This is a genomic window from Martinezella lusitana, assembly GCF_900094565.1.
Taxonomy (GTDB): domain Bacteria; phylum Pseudomonadota; class Alphaproteobacteria; order Rhizobiales; family Rhizobiaceae; genus Rhizobium; species Rhizobium lusitanum.
This window is the reverse complement of sequence record NZ_FMAF01000019.1, coordinates 77,458-95,460: the sequence shown is the minus strand read 5'-3', so window position 1 is coordinate 95,460 and position 18,003 is coordinate 77,458. Positions and strand designations below refer to the sequence as shown.

The following is an 18,003-nucleotide window of genomic DNA, read 5'->3' as shown; positions in this document are numbered from 1 at the left end:
TACACTTATCTGATTCGCAAGAACTATTCGCTCGGGCTCCTGCAGGCGGGCTCATTGCAAAAGCCCGCCGCAAACGATTTGCGACGGGCTTTTGCAATGTATTCATATTTTGATCGAGGCCGAGCCGTCGCTCAGCCGATCTTCACCAGCCGGCCTTCTTTAACGGATTGCAGCGCGGCGTCGGCGAGCGTCAGGGCCGCGAGGCCGTCGGCGCCCGAGGGTGTGATGGCGCCGCCCTTTTCGACGGCGGCGATGAAGCTGGCGATTTCGTTGGCATAGGCTTCGGTATAGCGGGTCATGAAGAAATCATGCAGCGGCGGGCGGGTGTAGCCGTCACCGTTGGCGACTTCAATAGAGAAGGGACGCTGGTTTTCGGCGGCGACCATTCCCTTCGAGCCGTGGATCTCGATGCGCTGATCGTAGCCATAGGTGGCGCGTCGGGAGTTGGAGATGACGGCCTGCTTGCCCGATGCAGTCTGCAGGATGACGGAAACGCTGTCGTAGTCGCCGGCTTCGCCGATTGCCTTGTCGACCAGCACGGCGGCGGTTGCGGTAACGGCCACCGGCTCTTCGCCGAGCAGGAAGCGGGCCATGTCGAAATCGTGGATGGTCATGTCGCGGAAAATGCCGCCGGAGCGCTTGATGTAGTCGACGGGCGGGGCGCCCGGGTCGCGCGAGGTGATCGTCACCATCTCCACAATGCCGATGCGGCCGTCGTCGATCGCCTTTTTGACCGCCATGAAATGCGGATCGAAGCGGCGGTTGAAGCCGACCATCAGCTTACCCTTGACCTCATCGACAACCTTGATGCAGGCCTTGACCCGGGCAACGTCGAGATCGATCGGCTTTTCGCAGAAGACCGCCTTGCCTGCACGGGAAAAGCGTTCGATGAGATCGGCGTGGGTATCGGTCGGCGTGCAGATCACGACAGCGTCGATGTCCTTAGCGGCTTCGATCGCCTCGATGGTGCGCACTTCGCAGCCATAGGCCGCGGAGATCGCTTCCGCGGCCGCCGGAAACGCATCCGCGACAGCCACGAGCTTGGCATTGGCGTCGGCGCTCACGGCTTTCGCATGTACTTTACCAATGCGTCCTGCGCCGAGCAGGCCAAATCTGACAGTCATTTTTACCTCCCTGGATTCGGAACAAATGAACCGAACAATGATCTATATGGAATTTTCATTCCATTTTCCGAAGGCGACGTCAAGCCGCCTGTCCTTCACAATTCCGAAAATCATCATGCCATATCGGCTTGTCCGGAATTTGCCGAGACCAGCTTATTTTATTCAAACCGCTTCACAGTTTTCCCGATGATGCGCTAAAGACAGGTCTCCTTGAATAGGTGAACGAGACTCATGCAACTGATCGACCCCAGCCACCCCATCTACAAGCCGCTTTGGGTGCGGATCTTGATCGTTGCTGTCTGTTTTGGCTGGGCAATCGTCGAGACCCTTGGTTCGCAGCCTTTCTGGGCCCTTCTTTCCGGCGCGCTTGGTGCCTATGCGGCCTGGATGCTGCTCTTGAATTTCAAGCCGCAGCCACCCGCTGCGAATGTCGAAGCACCGCTGCAGGACGATACGGGCGAAGACGACACGTCGGCGCACGACAAGAAGTGATCATCGCGTGAGGCGGCGTATGGCTTCATCGATCAGCTGATTGGCGAGCGTCATGCGGGCCGTTGCCTGCTCCCGGAAGAGGGCGGCCACACTGTCGGGGTGGTTGGCCTTGGCGAAGCTGCGGCGTTTTTCATGCAGGGACTGGAGGGTGCTGTCGGAAGTGATTGCCAGTTCCGCCGCCACTTCTTCCCGCGAGGTTCGCGCCAGATGCTTCGGCATGACAGGCGGCTCCGGCTCTTTCGGTGTGGGTGCCGGCTCCGGCGGGATGACCGGCTCGCCAAGATTGTCGCGATAGGCTTCGTCGAGATGGGATGCCTCAGGCGTTTCGCCGCCGGGAACGGTTGCGGCAAAGCTCACATTGAGGCCGCGGATGCGATGCCCGGCCTCTTCATTCTCGGAAAGGTCCTCTTCTGAATCGAGGCGATCGAGAACGGATTGAAACAATGATTGCTTGAACAGCATGCGGGCCTCCACGCCAACGTCCATAACGCTGGAAGTTGGCGTGGAGCTTATGAAGTAGCGGTCGCATTCCAGGTGCGCCTTATATCAGCGCGAGGTTCCGGCTCTCTTCCAGGATCATATCGTGCAGCAGCCTGGCGCTCGGCGGCATGGCGCGCTCGCGGGCGGTGATGAGGCTGTAAGGCTTCACATCGATATCGAAATCGATCGGCAGGATGCAGGATTCGCCGGCCTGCGATGATTGTCCGCAGATGAATTGCGCCATATCGAGCGCTATGGGGGTGATGGCCTCCGTCTTGCAGACCACGGCAAGGGTCAGCAGCAGCGAAGATGTGTTGATGATGTTTTCTGGCAGGGGCACGCCGGCGGCAAGGAAGATGTCCTCCACCTTGCGGCGGAGCAATGTGCCCGGCGGCTGGAAGACCCAATCATAAGCCGCAAGGTCCTCCAGGCTGGCGACGCCCTTTGCAAGCAACGGATGCCCGTTGCGGACCACGAGGCAGGCCTTTTCGATGCCGATCTCATGCGCCGTGAACAGGCGCGGATTGAGATCGTCAGGAATGCGGCTGATGATGAAATCGTGACGGGCGGCCAGCAGCTCGCGAGCGAGCACGTTGCTGTTTTCCACCTCGATATTGATCTCGATACCGGGATAGGTGCGCGTGACGCGCTGGATTGCCGGCACAACAAGGCTGATCGCCGGGGCCGTGACGGCGCCGAGGAAAACGGAGCCGCCCTTGCCGGTGCGCAATGCGCCGATCTCCCGGCCCGCCTCACGCAGTTCGAGCAGGATCTTGCGTGCCCGCTTTGCCAATGCAAGGCCGAAGGGCGTCAACACGACGCCGCGGGCGACGCGCTCATAGAGAGGACTTTTGACAATCGACTCCATTTCGGACAGCATGCGCGAAGCCGCAGGTTGTGACATGTTCATAGACTCAGCGGCGGCGGAAATCTGCCCGTGGTCCTCGATCGTGACGATCATGCGCAGGTGATTGAGCTTCAGACCGGCTTTCAGCAGCGTGTCGTCGCGAAAATTGTCGGAATGAATCTCAATGCCATCGCTCAAATAGTCGTTATATATTTTCTCCATGGCGGCCAAATTTCCCATTCGTCGGCAAAAAAGTACTATTTTTTAACATTATACCAAACTTGATATGTGTTTTGCCAGTTATTCTATTTGACAGTTATACGAAATCGTACGAGTTTGCCGATCGTGCGCTGGTTGCAGCTCATAACACGTGAGAGCGTGGAGGAGACCTACTTCGTTTCTCACAATTAGAAGTAAACCATTCCTTCTACGGAACCTGCCGCAGTTTCGGGCGGGCGTTTTTTCGTCCGCCACACTATTAACAAGGGAGAGAGTAATGAAATCCATTATCTCATTGATGACCGGCGTTGCGCTCGGCGTCGCTACGCTGGTCACGCCTGCCTTCGCGGCAGACAAGGGCACTGTCGGCATCGCGATGCCGACCAAAGCTTCGGCTCGCTGGATCGATGACGGCAACAACATCGTCAAGCAGCTCCAGGCTGCCGGCTACGGCACCGACCTGCAGTATGGCGACGACGACATTCCGAACCAGCTCTCGCAGATCGAAAACATGGTTACGAAGGGCGACAAGGTCCTCGTCATTGCTTCGATCGACGGCACCACGCTGTCTGACGTTCTGCAGAAGGCTCATGATGCCGGCATCAAGGTCATCGCCTATGACCGCCTGATCCGCAACAGCGGCAATGTCGACTACTATGCTACGTTCGACAACTTCAAGGTCGGCGTTCTTCAGGCTGGCTCGATCGTCGACGCCCTCGGCCTCAAGGACGGCAAGGGCCCGTTCAACATCGAGCTCTTCGGCGGTTCGCCGGACGACAACAACGCCTTCTTCTTCTATGACGGCGCGATGTCGGTTCTGAAGCCTTACATCGACAGTGGCAAGCTCGTCGTGAAGTCCGGTCAGATGGGGATGGACAAGGTCGGCACGCTGCGTTGGGATCCGGCAACGGCCCAGGCTCGTATGGATAACCTGCTGTCGGCTTACTACACCGATTCGCATGTAGACGCCGTTCTGTCGCCTTATGACGGTCTCTCCATCGGCATCCTGTCTTCGCTCAAGGGCGTTGGCTACGGCACTGGTGGCGTGAAACTGCCTATCGTTACCGGCCAGGACTCCGAAATTCCTTCGGTCAAGTCCATCATCGCTGGCGAGCAACACTCCACGATCTTCAAGGACACCCGTGACCTCGCAAAGGTCACCGTCGGCATGGTCAACGCTCTGATGGAAGGCAAGACGCCTGAAGTCAACGACACCAAGACCTACGACAACGGTGTCAAGGTTGTTCCGTCCTACCTGCTGACTCCGGTTGCAGTCGACAAGACCAACTATGAAAAGGTTCTCGTCGAGGGCGGTTACTACAAGGCTGATCAGCTGAAGTAATTTTCCGATATACCGGTCAGGGCTTGCGGAAACGCGAGCCCTGACTCTGATATTTAAGACGGTCGCCCGGTCTGCTATGTTGGATCGCGGCGTTGGATATAGACAATGGACAATACCATCCTCGAAATGCGGACAATCACCAAGTCGTTCCCCGGTGTGAACGCCTTGGAAAATGTCAATCTGAAGGTCCGCCAGGGCGAAATTCATGCCCTTGTCGGTGAAAATGGGGCAGGCAAGTCCACCCTGATGAAGGTGCTTTCGGGCGTCTACCCGGCCGGGACCTATGACGGCGACATCTACTATGACGGCGCGGTTCGGCAGTTCAAGACCATCAAGGACTCCGAAGAGATCGGCATCATCATCATCCATCAAGAGCTGGCGCTCGTGCCGTTGCTGTCGATTGCCGAAAACATTTTCCTGGGCAATGAAGTCGTCGCCAATGGCATGATCAATTGGCAGGAAACCTTCACCCGCACCAAAAAGCTCCTTGCCAAGGTAGGTCTCAAGGAATCTCCGAACACGCTCGTGACCGACATCGGCGTCGGCAAGCAGCAGCTCGTCGAGATCGCCAAAGCCCTCTCGAAGAGCGTCAAGCTGCTCATTCTCGATGAGCCAACGGCATCGCTAAACGAAAGCGATTCCGATGCGCTCCTTAATCTCCTGATCGAGTTCCGCAATCAGGGCATCACCTCGATCATCATCACGCACAAGCTCAATGAAGTGCGCAAGGTGGCCGACGAGATCACGGTGCTGCGCGACGGCATGACGGTAAAGACGCTGAACTGTCACGAAGAAGAGATCAGCGAAGATATCATCATCCGCAACATGGTCGGACGCGAGCTGGCCGACCGCTATCCGCCTCGCTCGGTTCCGATTGGTGAGACCATCTTCGAAGTGAAGAACTGGAATGCCTTCCATCAACAGCATCGCGACCGCCAGATCCTGCACGACATCAATGTCCATGTGCGCAAGGGCGAAGTGGTCGGCATCGCTGGCCTGATGGGTGCGGGACGCACCGAATTCGCCATGAGCGTCTTCGGCAGATCCTATGGCCACAAGGTCAGCGGCGAAGTCTTCCTCGAAGGCAAGCTGGTTGATACCAGCACGGTGCGGAAGGCGATTGATGCCGGTCTTGCCTATGTGACCGAGGACCGCAAGCAACTTGGTCTGGTTCTGTCGAACAGCATTCTCCACAATACGACGCTTGCCAATCTGCTTGGCGTGTCCAAGGCGACCGTCATCGACGATGTGCGGGAGCTGCAGGTGGCGACGAACTATCGCTCCAAGCTGCGCATTCGCTCGGCCGGCGTGTTCCAGGAGGCGGGCAACCTTTCCGGTGGCAACCAGCAGAAGGTGGTGCTGTCGAAGTGGCTGTTCTCCGATCCGGACGTCCTGATACTCGATGAGCCTACGCGCGGCATCGACGTCGGCGCAAAATACGAAATCTATTCCATCATCAACCAGCTTGCCGCCGACGGAAAGGGCGTTCTGATGATCTCATCGGAAATGCCCGAGCTTCTCGGTACTTGCGATCGCATCTACGTCATGAACGAGGGTCGCATCGTCGCCGAACTGCCAAAGGCAGAGGCGAGCCAGGAGAGTATCATGCGCGCTATCATGCGCTCAGGGGAGAAGCATCAATGAGTTCGGCCAACCCAGCCACGGAAAGCAGCCACGTCGTTTCCATCGGCGACCATATCCGCAACAATATTCGCGAATACGGCATGCTGATCGCGCTCGTCGTCATCATGCTGCTGTTCCAATATCTCACGAATGGCGTTCTGTTCAGGCCGCAAAACCTGACCAACATCGTGCTGCAAAATTCGTTCATCGTCATCATGGCGCTCGGCATGCTGCTGGTCATCGTGGCGGGTCACATCGACTTGTCCGTCGGCTCCGTGGTCGGTTTCGTCGGCGCCGTGGCCGGTGTGCTTGTCGTGCAGATGCATATGAATCTTGCACTTGCGACGGTCATTTGTCTTTTGATGGGGGCCGCGGTCGGTGCCTGGCATGGATATTTCATCGCCTATCACCGTATTCCGTCATTCATCGTGACGCTTTCGGGCATGCTGGTTTTCCGTGGCTTGACCTACACGATCATCAACACGACCGGCAACGGCAGCAGCATCGGTCCGTTTCCGCCGGCATTCCAGATCGTCGCAACCGGCTTTATTCCCGACTTCGCCGATATGGGCGGCATCCACTCCACGTCGATTTTGCTGACTGTCGCCATCCCGATTGTCATGTTCTTCCTGTCGTGGCGTCGCCGCAGCGTGAATGAGCAGCACGGTATCGATGTCGAGCCATTCAGCTTCTTTGTCGGCCAGAATCTGGTGGTTGCAGCTGCGGCCATCTTCATCGGCTACCAGATTTCCTCTTACAGAGGATTGCCGAATGTTCTGATCCTCATGCTGCTGCTGATCGCGCTCTACGCCTTCGCCACACAGCGCACCACGATCGGCCGTCGCATCTATGCCATGGGCGGCAATGAGAAGGCGACGAAGCTTTCGGGTATCGATACCCGCCGCCTGACGTTCTACACCTTCATCAACATGGGCATTCTTGCCAGCATCGCCGGTATTATCATCGCCACGCGCCTGAACTCGGCAACGGCCAAGGGCGGTGACGGTCTCGAGCTCGACGTGATCGCGGCCTGCTTCATCGGCGGTGCCTCGGCTTCCGGCGGCGTCGGCAAGGTAACGGGTGCCGTCATCGGTGCATTGATCATGGGTGTCTTGAACCAGGGCATGTCGATCCTTGGCTACCAGACGGACTCGCAGAAGATGATCAAGGGCGCCGTCCTGCTCGCTGCCGTGTTCATTGACGTCTACAACAAGAACAAGGGCTGATCGCTTAAGCGACCGGCCGAAACTTTAAAACCAAATCCATGACAGAGTCCGGCTCTCGCTGAGAGCCGGAACGGTAAATTGCATCCGTTCTCTGTCTGATAGGAAAGGATGAAAGATATGCTCATCTCGCAGATCAAGGGTTCGAACGGCGAGATCGTCGTTGCGGTCCGCAACGGGCCGGGCGATGCTGCCAAGGCTGTCGCCAATGCCGGCAGCGTCTACGCACTGGCAATGGAAGCTGCCGATAGCGGCAAGTCGCTTGTCTCCGTCATTGAAGCACATGGCTTCGGCGAGACGATCGATCTGGAAAAAGCCTATGCCGAAGGTCGCTTCCTGGCGCCGATCACCCATCCCGACGCTGCCCACCTGCATCTGACGGGCACCGGCCTGACGCATCTCGGCTCGGCCGCCACCCGCGACTCCATGCACAAGAAGACGACCGAAGCCGCTGAGGAGACGCTGACCGACTCCATGAAGATGTTCAAAATGGGCATCGAGGGCGGCAAGCCGAAAGCCGGCGAGAAGGGCGTGCAGCCGGAATGGTTCTACAAGGGCAATGGCTATGGTGCCGCTGCGCCGGGCGCTGCACTCGTATCTCCGTCCTTCGCGCTTGACGGCGGCGAAGAGCCTGAAATGGCTGGCATCTACATCATCGCCAAGGACGGCACGCCGTTCCGCATCGGCTTTGCGCTCTCGAACGAATTTTCCGATCACGTTACCGAGCGGATCAATTATCTCTATCTTGCCCATTCCAAGCTGCGCCCGGCGAGCTTCGGGCCGGAAATCCGCATCGGTGCAGCGCCGGAGGATATCCGCGGCACGTCGCGCATCAAGCGCGGCGACAAGGTGATCTTCGAAAAGCCCTTCCTTTCGGGGGAGGCGAACATGTCGCACACGTTCGCAAATCTCGAATATCATCACTTCAAGTACGGCCTGTTCCGCACCCCCGGCGATGTGCATGTGCACATGTTCGGCACTGCGACACTCTCCTTTGCCGAGGGCATCAAGCCGGAGGCGGGCGATGTGTTCGAAATCGAAGTCGCCGAATTTGGCCTGCCGCTGCGCAATCCGCTCGCGGTTGCCGCCGAAGAGAATGTGGCTGTTCGCCAGCTGTAAGTCGTCGAGCCTGGCCGCAAAGGATCGGCCGGGCATCTCTAACACGATCCAGGAAGGCATGAAGCCATGACCATTCATCAGAATCTGATCGCCGGCGAGTGGACCGGCACGACCGGCGCCGAAAACATCAATCCGTCAGACACCAACGAGGTCGTCGGCCTCTATGCAAGCGCCAGCGTTCACGATGTCGCCGATGCCATCGCCGCCGCGAAGGCAGCGTTTCCGGCTTGGTCGCGCTCCGGCATTCTCGAGCGCCACTCCATCCTGAGAAAAACCAGCGACGAGATCCTTGCGCGCAAGGACGAACTCGGCGCGCTGCTTGCCCGAGAGGAAGGCAAGACCTTGCCCGAGGCGATCGGCGAGACGATTCGCGCCGCGCAGATCTTCGATTTCTTTGCCGGCGAGGCGCTGCGTCTTGCGGGCGAGGTGCTTCCCTCCGTTCGCCCGAATATCGGCGTCGAGATCACCCGCGAGCCGCTCGGCGTCATCGGCATCATCACGCCCTGGAATTTCCCGATCGCCATTCCGGCATGGAAGATCGCGCCGGCGCTCTGCTACGGCAACACCATCGTCTTCAAGCCGGCCGATCTCGTCCCCGGCTGCTCCTGGGCTATCGTCGATATCCTTCATCGCGCCGGCTTGCCGAAGGGGGTCTTGAACCTCGTCATGGGCAAGGGCTCGGTCGTCGGCCAGGCGATGCTGGATAGCCCGGTTCTCTCCGGCATCACCTTCACCGGTTCGGTCGGCACGGGCAAGCGCGTGGCACTCGCCTCCGTCGAGCACGGCCGCAAGTACCAGCTCGAAATGGGCGGCAAGAACCCGATGGTCGTGCTTGACGATGCGGACCTCACGGTTGCCGTCGAGGCGGCCGCCAACTCCGCCTTCTTCTCGACCGGCCAGCGCTGCACGGCCTCGTCGCGCCTGATCGTCACCGAGGGCATTCACGACAAGTTCGTGGCGGCGCTGACGGAGAAGCTGAAGACGCTGAATGTCGACAACGCCACCAAGGCCGGCACGCATATCGGCCCGGTCGTCGATGCCAAGCAGCTGAAGACCGACACCGACTATATCGAGATCGGCCGCCAAGAAGGCGCCAAGCTCGCCTTCGGCGGCGAGCTTATCAGCCGCGACACGCCCGGCTTCTACTTGCAGCCAACGCTGTTTACGGAAGCGACGAACCAGATGCGCATCAGCCGCGAAGAGATCTTCGGGCCGGTCGCCTCGGTTATCCGGGTGAAGGATTACGAGGAAGCGCTTGCCGTTGCCAACGACACGCCATTCGGCCTGTCTTCCGGCATCGCAACGACAAGCCTGAAATACGCAACGCATTTCAAGCGCAATGCCGAAGCCGGCATGGTGATGGTCAACCTGCCGACGGCGGGCGTCGATTTCCATGTGCCGTTCGGCGGCCGCAAGGGTTCGTCCTTCGGTCCGCGCGAACAGGGTAAATATGCCGCCGAGTTCTTCACCACGGTCAAGACCGCCTACACGCTGGCTTGACCGCCGACTTCAAAGCCCGGGCGCGAACGAGGTGGCCCAGGCGACGCAAAAGGTACCAAGACTATGAAGAAAAAAGCTGAATGGCCGCGCCGACTGCGCTCCTATGACTGGTTCGGCGGCACCGGCAAGAACGCGATCATGCATCGCTCGTGGATGAAGAACCAGGGCCTGCCGGCCGACACCTTCGACGGCCGTCCGATCATCGGCATCTGTAATACCTGGTCGGAGCTGACGCCCTGCAACGCGCACTTACGCGATCTTGCCGAGCGCGTGAAGCGCGGCGTCTATGAAGCCGGTGGCTTCCCGGTCGAATTTCCGGTTTTCTCCGTCGGCGAAAGCACGCTGAGGCCGACGGCGATGATGTTCCGCAACCTCGCTGCCATGGACGTCGAAGAGGCGATCCGCGGCAATCCGGTCGATGGCGTCGTGCTGCTCGGCGGCTGCGACAAGACCACGCCGAGCCTCTTGATGGGTGCTGCTTCCGTCGATATCCCGGTCATCCTCGTTTCCGGCGGGCCGATGCTGAACGGCAAATGGCGCGGCAAGGATGTCGGCTCCGGCACGGCGGTCTGGCAGTTCTCGGAAATGGTCAAATCCGGCGAGATGTCGCTGGAGGAATTCATGGACGCGGAGCAGGGCATGGCCCGCTCGGCCGGCAGCTGTATGACGATGGGCACGGCCTCGACCATGGCGTCGATGGCCGAAGCGCTCGGCATGACGCTGCCTGGCAATGCCGCCATCCCGGCGGTCGATGCCCGCCGTCGCGTCATCTCGCAGCTTTCGGGCCGTCGCATCGTCGACATGGTCAAGGAGGATCTGAAGCCTTCCGACATCCTGACCAAGGAAGCTTTCGAGAACGCCATCCGCGTCAACGGTGCCGTCGGCGGTTCGACCAATGCGGTGCTGCACCTTCTGGCGCTCGCTGGCCGCATCGGCGTCGACCTGTCGCTCGACGACTGGGATCGTCTGGGCCGCGAAGTGCCGACCATCGTCAACCTGCAGCCCTCGGGCAAGCATCTGATGGAAGAGTTCTACTATGCCGGCGGCCTGCCCGTCGTCATCAAGGCGGTTGGCGACATGGGCCTGCTGCATAAGGACGCCATCACCGTCACCGGCGATACGATCTGGGCCGGCGTCAAGGATGTCGTCAACTACAATGACGATGTCATCGTTCCCAGAGAAAAGGCGCTGACGCAATCGGGCGGTATCGCAGTTCTGCGCGGCAATCTCGCGCCGAAGGGTGCGGTGCTGAAGCCATCCGCTGCTTCGCCGCATCTGATGCAGCACAAGGGCCGCGCCGTGGTCTTCGAAAGCATCGAGGACTACCACGCCCGCATCAACCGCGACGATCTCGACATCGACGAGAATTGCATCATGGTGCTGAAATACTGCGGCCCGAAGGGTTACCCGGGGATGGCCGAAGTCGGCAACATGGGCCTGCCGCCGAAGGTGCTGAAAAAGGGGATCACCGACATGATCCGCATTTCCGATGCGCGCATGTCCGGCACCGCCTACGGCACCGTCATCCTGCACACAGCTCCGGAAGCCGCCGATGGCGGACCTCTGGCGTTGGTTCAGAACGGCGACTTGATCTCGGTCGACGTGCCGGCCCGCACGATCCAGCTCGAGGTTTCCGACGAGGAACTGGCCAAGCGCCGCGCTGCCTGGGTCTCCCCGGTCAAGCCGCTCACCGGCGGCTACGGCGGCCTCTATGTGAAGACCGTCATGCAGGCCGATACCGGCGCTGACCTGGACTTCCTGGTTGGCGCACGCGGTTCGGAAATCCCGAACAATCGCGACAGTCACTGAGATTGCTGTTTGGAATTTGGGAGGGGCGGCACGCAAGTTCCGCCCCTTTTTGATATGTGGAGTGCTTGCCTTCGCAAAAGCTGGTCGCAAAGCTTCGACTTTTGCGGCAGGAAATTTCGGACTTTCCATCGCCGGTAATTTTGTCGCGAAGATTGGGACACTCGCCACAACGCACTTTACTGTGGGCTGTCGTATGGATGTTGTTGCCGCGACATTTGGAGCCGGATGAATATTGCAAGGCCAAGGATGACCGCGACCAGATTGTAGATACTTGCAATCGAAAAGGCCTCTCCGTAGGCATTTTCTGCAAGATGGGTCGAGACGGTTGTCCCGCCAACGTGCTCCAGCACATTGAACAGAATGGTTCCAACGATCGTCACGCCAAAGGCGGAGCCGGCGATCTGCATGGTGCTGAACGCACCGGACGCCATCCCAGCCTCCTTACTGGAGACGGTGCTCAGGATCATGTTGAGGAGAAGGGGAACGACAATGCCCTGGCCCAATCCCTGAAGAACAACCGAAGCGCTCAGTGCCAAGATATAATGGCCACCGGCAAGTTCCGACAGAACGGCGGTTAGCAATCCCGCTGCAAAGACGAACATGCCGAAGAACAGAGTCCAGTACTCCCCCTGCTTTGCGAGCAGCCCCGAGAGAAGCGAGCCAATGAAAAACGCGACCGTCGATGGAACAAAAAAAGTTCCGGCTTCCAGCGCGGTCTGCTCGAGGCCGACCTGCAATAGGATTGTCAAAGACAAGGAGAACGAGCCGATCGCCGAGAAAAACAGGAATGCTGCGAAGACTCCAAGGACGAAGCTTTTCTTTTTGAAGAGAGAGATATCGATGATGGGTATGCCGCCGCGCCGCGCCAGCCGGGCTTCGTAGGAGACGAAGCACATGAATACGGGAAGCGATAGCAGGGGGGCGATAATTGCCCACCAGGGCCAATGATAGTCCTGCCCGACCATCACCGGCAACAGGATCAAGGTCAGCGCGGAAGTTCCCAAAACGGCTCCCCATAAATCGAGGGTCGTTGATGCGACTGCCCTGGTCTCCACGATCATCCATTTTCCAGCGATCAACGCATAGCACGCGACTGGAAGGTTGACGAGAAAGACAAGGCGCCAGCCAATATCCCCGATATTGAGCACAAGCAAATATCCTCCGACCACCTGAGACGCCGCACCGGCAATACCTTGGACCGCACCCATCACCGAGAACGCCTTTCGGCGACCTTCGCCCTCAAAGAGTACCCGTAGCGAAGCATAGACCTGCGGCATCAGGAGCGCCGCACCAATACCCTGGACCGCGCGTGCGCTGATAAGGCTCCAAGGCGAAAACGCGAGAGCGCACAATAGCGACCCAAGCGCAAAGATCGCCATGCCGACGAGAAACAGCTTCCGCCGCCCGTAGAGATCGCCCAGACGGGCTCCGTTAAGCAGCAAAGCACCATACGTCAGGCTATAAGCCACCATGATGAGTTGCAATTCCGCATTGGATGCATGAAGCCGGCGTTGGATGTCGGGTAACGCAATATTAACGATAAACAGGTCGAGGATGGTGAGGAAGTTCCCGGTCAGAAGAACGGCCAGTGAAGACCAGGCTCCCGCTTTCTCCGTTTCAACCGATACTGGGGTCATCTGTGTTCCCGCGTGATCGAGCTTGCGGCAGGAATCGAGTATCGGTGCCTGCAAAGCTGAAGTCGAAGGATATTTTATCTTTAATGTTGATAAAATACGGGAAATAGAACTACTTAAAGGACAAAATTTCTTCAATTGGAGACGTCATGGAAAGCTTGACGGGCATTGCCGCGTTTGTTCACGCCGCCGAACAGCAGAGCTATGTGGCAGCTGCACGCATCACGGGGGCATCTCCATCCGCCATTAGCAAGGCGGTAGGCCGTCTCGAAGCACACCTCGGGGTGCGGCTCTTCAATCGCACGACACGTAGCATGAGCCTGACCGAGGAGGGCGTGGTGTTCTATGAACGCTGCAAGCGTATCCTTGAAGACCTTGGAGATGCCGAGGCGGTCATTCTTCAGAGTCGGAACCGACCAGCAGGACGCTTACGCGTCAGTATGCCTCATATCGTCGGGCATCATCTCTTCATGCCGATCCTGCGATCCTTCGTCGAATCCTTCCCGGAGATCGAGCTGGACATTGATTTCGAGGATCGGGTGGTGGATCTCGTTGCCGAGGGAGTGGATGTCGTTGTCCGCAGCGGTGAGCTGGCCGATAGTGGATTGATCGCCCGCGTCCTCGGACAGCAGCATTTCGTTGTCTGCGGGAGCCCCGAATATGTCCAGCGACGAGGCCGCCCGCAGACACCGGCTGATCTTGCCGGGCATGCCTGCATTCACTTCAAATATCCATCCAGCGGACGCATTGCGCTCTGGGCATTCCGGACTCCCCACGACCGGCTTATCCTGCCAAGAAACCTCATCTTCAACAATACTGACGCAGGATTGCGGGCGACTTTGGATGGGCTGGGGCTTTCCCATCTGCCCGCCTATGTCGCGGAGCCATACATCCAGACCGGCGTGCTCACCCCGGTTCTTACGTCGTTCATGATTCCTTTCGGTTCGCTCTCCCTCGTCTGGCAATCCAATCGCCAACTTTCACCGAAGGTTCGTGCTTTTGTGGATTTCATGGTTGCAAGTCTGACTTCCCAAGGTGGGACCTTCCAACCGGCTACGGCATTGTCGTGAAGACCCCTCTTAAAGCCGGGTTTTTGCGACTGAATCTCACGACGCTACTAAAACTGGCATTCTGCAAAAGTTGAGTATGCAGAACGCTCAGCAAAGATATCTTCGGCAGACTGAATTCCCACAAATCAGCTCTGGCTTTGGCTCTGCCCCTGGCTCGCGACCGTTACCTTCACCGTGAGGCTTTCACCCGGCGTGCCCACGCGCATGCCGGAGACGGGGGCGGCGTCACGGTAGCAGAGGCCGGTGGCTATGCGGACGTAGCGTTCGTCCGGGCAGACGTCGTTGGCGGGGTCGAAGCCGACCCAGCCGAGGCCGGGAATATGCGCTTCGGCCCAGGCGTGGGTGGCGGCTTGTTCGTTCTTGCCTTCCATCATGAGATAGCCGGAGATGTAGCGCGCTGGAATGCGCAATGCGCGTGCGGCGGCGATGAAGATATGGGCGTGGTCCTGGCAGACGCCGCTCTTGCTTTCCAGCGCCTGCTCGGCTGTTGTTTCGGTGTCGCTGGTGCCGGGCTTGTATTCCACCGTCTGATGAATTGCGCTCATCAGCGCGTGCATCTTGCCAAGTTCATTGTCTCCGGAGATGCCACGCAGCATCTCCTTCGTCAGCTTGCCGGCCTTGGTGCGCGGCGTGTCCCGCAGGAAGAGCCAGAGCGGACCGAAGCCGCTATGCGGGCCGATAACACCGTTCACGTCCTGCGTTTCGATCTCGCCGGTAGCGACGATCCGGGTCGAATCCTGCTCGCCGTCGAGCGAGACGAGCGTTACGCGATTGGCGAACTGGTCATCATATTCGACTTCCGGACGCGCGCCTTCCACCGTGAGCTTCCAGTCATGGACCGTCTGGCCGATGCCGGTCAGCGGCGTCAGCCGCAGGCGCTGCAGCGAGAACTGCGACGGTTCGTCGTAGCGATATTCCGTGATGTGGCTGATCGTCAGTTTCATAATGTCGCCCGCTTACTCATAGAACCGGTAGCCGTCGGAAATCTCGGCGCCGAGCTTGTTGTTGCGCGCGACGAAATCCTCCAGGAATTCATGCAGCCCCTGATCCATGATGTTCTTGATCGTGAGGTTCTGCAGCAACTGACGAATGGCTTCGGCAGTATCGTTTGCAGGCAGCCTCGTCTCGTATTCGGCACTGAGAAAGCTGATGTTACCAACGATCTTCTCATAACAATAGGCGAGCGACCGCGGCATCTGACCGTTCAGGATCAGGAAGTCGGCGATGTTGGCCGGCTTGTATTCGGGATCGTAGGCCCATTTGTAGGCCCGGTGCGCCGAGACGGATCGCAGGATCGATTCCCACTGCGCGTTATCGAGCGAAGAGCCGACATGGGAGACCGACGGCAGCAGGACGTAATATTTTACGTCGAGGATGCGGGCCGTATTGTCGGCGCGTTCGATGAAGGTGCCCATGCGGGCGAAGTTATAGAGCTCGTTGCGCAGCATCGAACCGTGGAAGGCACCGCGGATCAATCCGGCACGGCGCTTGATGACGTCGATCGTCTCCGGCAGTTCGGCTGTTTTCAGCCGCTTGCCGAGCAAGGTCTTAAGCTCGATCCAGCATTCGTTGGTCGCTTCCCAGGTGTCGCGGGTCAGCGCCGTGCGCACCATGCGGGCATTGTTGCGGCCATATTCGATGCAGGACATGACGCTCGACGGATTGGAGCGGTCGCGCATCAGGTAGTCGATCGCGTCGGCGCCCGTGAGTTTGCTGTGCACTTCGTCATAGGCTTCGCGCACGCCGGCGCTTTGCAGGACGCCGTCCCAGTCGTCTTCCACTGCGCCGCTGCGCGTCAGCGACATGCGCTGGCCGGCATCGACGAGGCGGGCTATGTTTTCGGCTCGCTCGATGTAACGGAACATCCAGTAGAGGCCATTCGCGGTTCTTCCAAGCATGTCCGTTTCAGTCCTCCAGAACCCAGGTATCTTTGGTGCCGCCGCCCTGGCTGGAATTGACCACCAGCGAGCCTTCCTTCAGCGCCACGCGGGTCAGGCCGCCGGGAATGATCCGCACCTTGTCGGAAACAAGAACATAGGGGCGCAGATCCACATGACGGGGCGCGATGCCTTTGTTGACCAGGATCGGCACCGTCGACAGGGAAAGGGTCGGCTGGGCGATGTAATTGTTCGGCCTGCTCTTCAGCTTCTCGGCGAATTCCGTCCGCTCCTTCTTCGAGGCGGTCGGTCCCACAAGCATGCCGTAGCCGCCGGAGCCGTGCACTTCCTTGACGACGAGATCGGCCAGATTGTCCAGCACGTATTGCAGGCTGTCGGGCTCCGAACAGCGCCAGGTCGGCACGTTTTCGAGGATCGGCTTGCGGCCGGTGTAGAATTCGACGATCTCCGGCATGTAGGAATAGATTGCCTTGTCGTCGGAAATACCCGTGCCAGGCGCATTGGCGATGGTGATGCCTCCGGCGCGATAGACATCCATGATGCCGGGAACGCCGAGTGCGGATTCCGGACGGAAGGTGAGGGGATCGAGGAAATCGTCGTCGACGCGGCGGTAGAGCACGTCGATGGCTTCATAGCCTCGCGTAGTGCGCATCTTCACCTTGCCGTCGATGATGCGCAGATCCGAGCCTTCGACCAGCTCCACGCCCATCATGTCGGCCAAAAAGGAGTGCTCGTAGTAGGCCGAATTGTAGATGCCGGGCGTCAGCACGGCGACGCGGGGCTTGCCCTTGCAGCCGGGAGGGGCGAGCGAGGCGAGGCTCTGGCGCAGCAGCAGCGGATAGTCCTCGACGCGCTGCACCTTGTTCTGGTGAAACAGCTCGGGGAACATCTGCATCATCGTTTCGCGGTTTTCCAGCATGTAGCTGACGCCGGAAGGCGTGCGGGCATTGTCCTCAAGCACGTAGAACTGGTCTTCGCCCGTGCGCACGATGTCCGTGCCGACGATATGCGTGTAGACGCCGCCCGGCGGGCGAAAGCCGATCATCTCGGGCAGGAAGGCGTCGTTCTTCTCGATCAGCTCGCGCGGGATGCGTCCGGCGCGGATGATTTCCTGCTTGTGATAGATGTCATGGAGGAAAGCGTTAAGGGCGATGACCCGCTGTTCGATGCCCTGGGCGAGCTTGCGCCATTCGCGACCGGAGATGATGCGGGGGATGATATCGAAGGGGATGAGTTTTTCCGAGGAGTCTGCGTGTCCGTAGACTGCGAAGGTAATTCCCGTCTTTCGGAATATGTTTTCCGCATCTCGGGATTTGGCAATGAGATGGCCTCTGTCCTGGCCGGAGTACCATTCGAAGTATTTTTGGTAAGGTTCGCGCGGACTTTCATCCGCAGTAATCATTTCATCAAATGCCAAAGGTGCGGTCCCCGTGTTTTTACCCATTTGAATACAACGGTTTTTACAATGCAAGAAGTATGCGCAGTTACCGATACAAATTTCGCAGCGCGGAAAAATGCCGGATTTGCGGGCATTTAAGGGTGGCGCGGCCGTTATTCGTCGAACCTTGTCGCAGGACTCAGATCAAAATTTGAGCATCTGCTTCATTCGAAGACTGAACGCCT

General features: G+C 58.9%; 15 protein-coding genes. 8 read left to right on the top strand and 7 right to left on the bottom strand.

The genetic code is table 11. The features are described from left to right. Positions 1–131: 131 nt before the first annotated feature. Positions 132–1,124, bottom strand: a complete 993-nt coding sequence (gene iolG / locus GA0061101_RS27280) for an inositol 2-dehydrogenase (RefSeq protein ID WP_092575862.1) — start codon at positions 1,122–1,124, stop codon at positions 132–134. A 231-nt stretch (positions 1,125–1,355) separates the two neighbouring features. Between iolG and GA0061101_RS27275 the strand changes: the two genes are divergently transcribed. Further along, positions 1,356–1,616: a hypothetical protein gene (locus tag GA0061101_RS27275; protein ID WP_047562524.1), complete on the top strand. Its 261-nt coding sequence runs from the start codon at positions 1,356–1,358 to the stop codon at positions 1,614–1,616. On the opposite strand, the gene GA0061101_RS27270 is transcribed toward GA0061101_RS27275, so the two are convergent. Next, positions 1,617–2,078, bottom strand: a complete 462-nt coding sequence (locus GA0061101_RS27270) for a hypothetical protein (RefSeq protein WP_092575859.1) — start codon at positions 2,076–2,078, stop codon at positions 1,617–1,619. A 79-nt stretch (positions 2,079–2,157) separates the two neighbouring features. Beyond that, positions 2,158–3,165 (bottom strand): LysR family transcriptional regulator, encoded by a 1,008-nt coding sequence (locus tag GA0061101_RS27265; protein WP_037194984.1) that lies wholly within the window; start codon positions 3,163–3,165, stop codon positions 2,158–2,160. Positions 3,166–3,439: 274 nt separating this feature from the next. Here GA0061101_RS27265 and chvE point away from each other — a divergent pair, with 274 nt between their 5' ends. From chvE to araD, 6 genes are all read left to right on the top strand, one after another. Continuing rightward, positions 3,440–4,504 carry a multiple monosaccharide ABC transporter substrate-binding protein gene (chvE, locus tag GA0061101_RS27260; protein WP_047562528.1) on the top strand — a complete coding sequence of 355 codons (1,065 nt, stop codon included), beginning with the start codon at positions 3,440–3,442 and terminating at the stop codon, positions 4,502–4,504. Positions 4,505–4,609: 105 nt separating this feature from the next. After that, the gene (gene mmsA / locus GA0061101_RS27255; RefSeq protein ID WP_047638707.1) at positions 4,610–6,148 is read left to right on the top strand and encodes a multiple monosaccharide ABC transporter ATP-binding protein; all 1,539 of its coding nucleotides are present in this window, start codon (positions 4,610–4,612) and stop codon (positions 6,146–6,148) included. After that, positions 6,145–7,353: a multiple monosaccharide ABC transporter permease gene (gene mmsB / locus GA0061101_RS27250; protein ID WP_092575856.1), complete on the top strand. Its 1,209-nt coding sequence runs from the start codon at positions 6,145–6,147 to the stop codon at positions 7,351–7,353. The genes mmsA and mmsB overlap by 4 nt, the downstream gene beginning before the upstream one ends. Positions 7,354–7,470: 117 nt before the next feature. After that, complete coding sequence (araD1, locus tag GA0061101_RS27245; protein ID WP_037195415.1) at positions 7,471–8,469, top strand: AraD1 family protein; 999 nt, start codon at positions 7,471–7,473, stop codon at positions 8,467–8,469. A gap of 66 nt (positions 8,470–8,535) precedes the next feature. Then, the gene (locus GA0061101_RS27240) at positions 8,536–9,969 is read left to right on the top strand and encodes an aldehyde dehydrogenase family protein (RefSeq protein ID WP_092575853.1); all 1,434 of its coding nucleotides are present in this window, start codon (positions 8,536–8,538) and stop codon (positions 9,967–9,969) included. A gap of 63 nt (positions 9,970–10,032) precedes the next feature. Continuing rightward, on the top strand, positions 10,033–11,778 hold the full coding sequence (gene araD / locus GA0061101_RS27235) for an L-arabinonate dehydratase (protein WP_047562535.1): 1,746 nt from the start codon (positions 10,033–10,035) through the stop codon (positions 11,776–11,778). Positions 11,779–11,954: 176 nt separating this feature from the next. Here the strand turns inward: araD and GA0061101_RS27230 are convergent, their stop codons facing one another. Then, complete coding sequence (locus GA0061101_RS27230; protein WP_092575851.1) at positions 11,955–13,415, bottom strand: MFS transporter; 1,461 nt, start codon at positions 13,413–13,415, stop codon at positions 11,955–11,957. Positions 13,416–13,561: 146 nt separating this feature from the next. On the opposite strand from GA0061101_RS27230, the gene GA0061101_RS27225 reads away from it, so the two are divergent. After that, positions 13,562–14,482: a LysR family transcriptional regulator gene (locus GA0061101_RS27225; RefSeq protein WP_092575848.1), complete on the top strand. Its 921-nt coding sequence runs from the start codon at positions 13,562–13,564 to the stop codon at positions 14,480–14,482. A gap of 125 nt (positions 14,483–14,607) precedes the next feature. Here GA0061101_RS27225 and GA0061101_RS27220 read toward each other — a convergent pair whose 3' ends face one another. Genes GA0061101_RS27220 through GA0061101_RS27210 form a run of 3 tightly spaced genes read right to left on the bottom strand, consistent with a single transcriptional unit; the run spans position 14,608 to position 17,797 of the window. Next, on the bottom strand, positions 14,608–15,426 hold the full coding sequence (locus tag GA0061101_RS27220; protein WP_037194967.1) for a transglutaminase family protein: 819 nt from the start codon (positions 15,424–15,426) through the stop codon (positions 14,608–14,610). A gap of 12 nt (positions 15,427–15,438) precedes the next feature. After that, positions 15,439–16,380, bottom strand: coding sequence for an alpha-E domain-containing protein (locus GA0061101_RS27215; RefSeq protein WP_047562549.1), 942 nt, complete (start codon positions 16,378–16,380; stop codon positions 15,439–15,441). Between the two features lie 7 nt (positions 16,381–16,387). Continuing rightward, positions 16,388–17,797 (bottom strand): circularly permuted type 2 ATP-grasp protein, encoded by a 1,410-nt coding sequence (locus GA0061101_RS27210; protein WP_047638702.1) that lies wholly within the window; start codon positions 17,795–17,797, stop codon positions 16,388–16,390. Between the last annotated feature and the right edge of the window lie 206 nt (positions 17,798–18,003).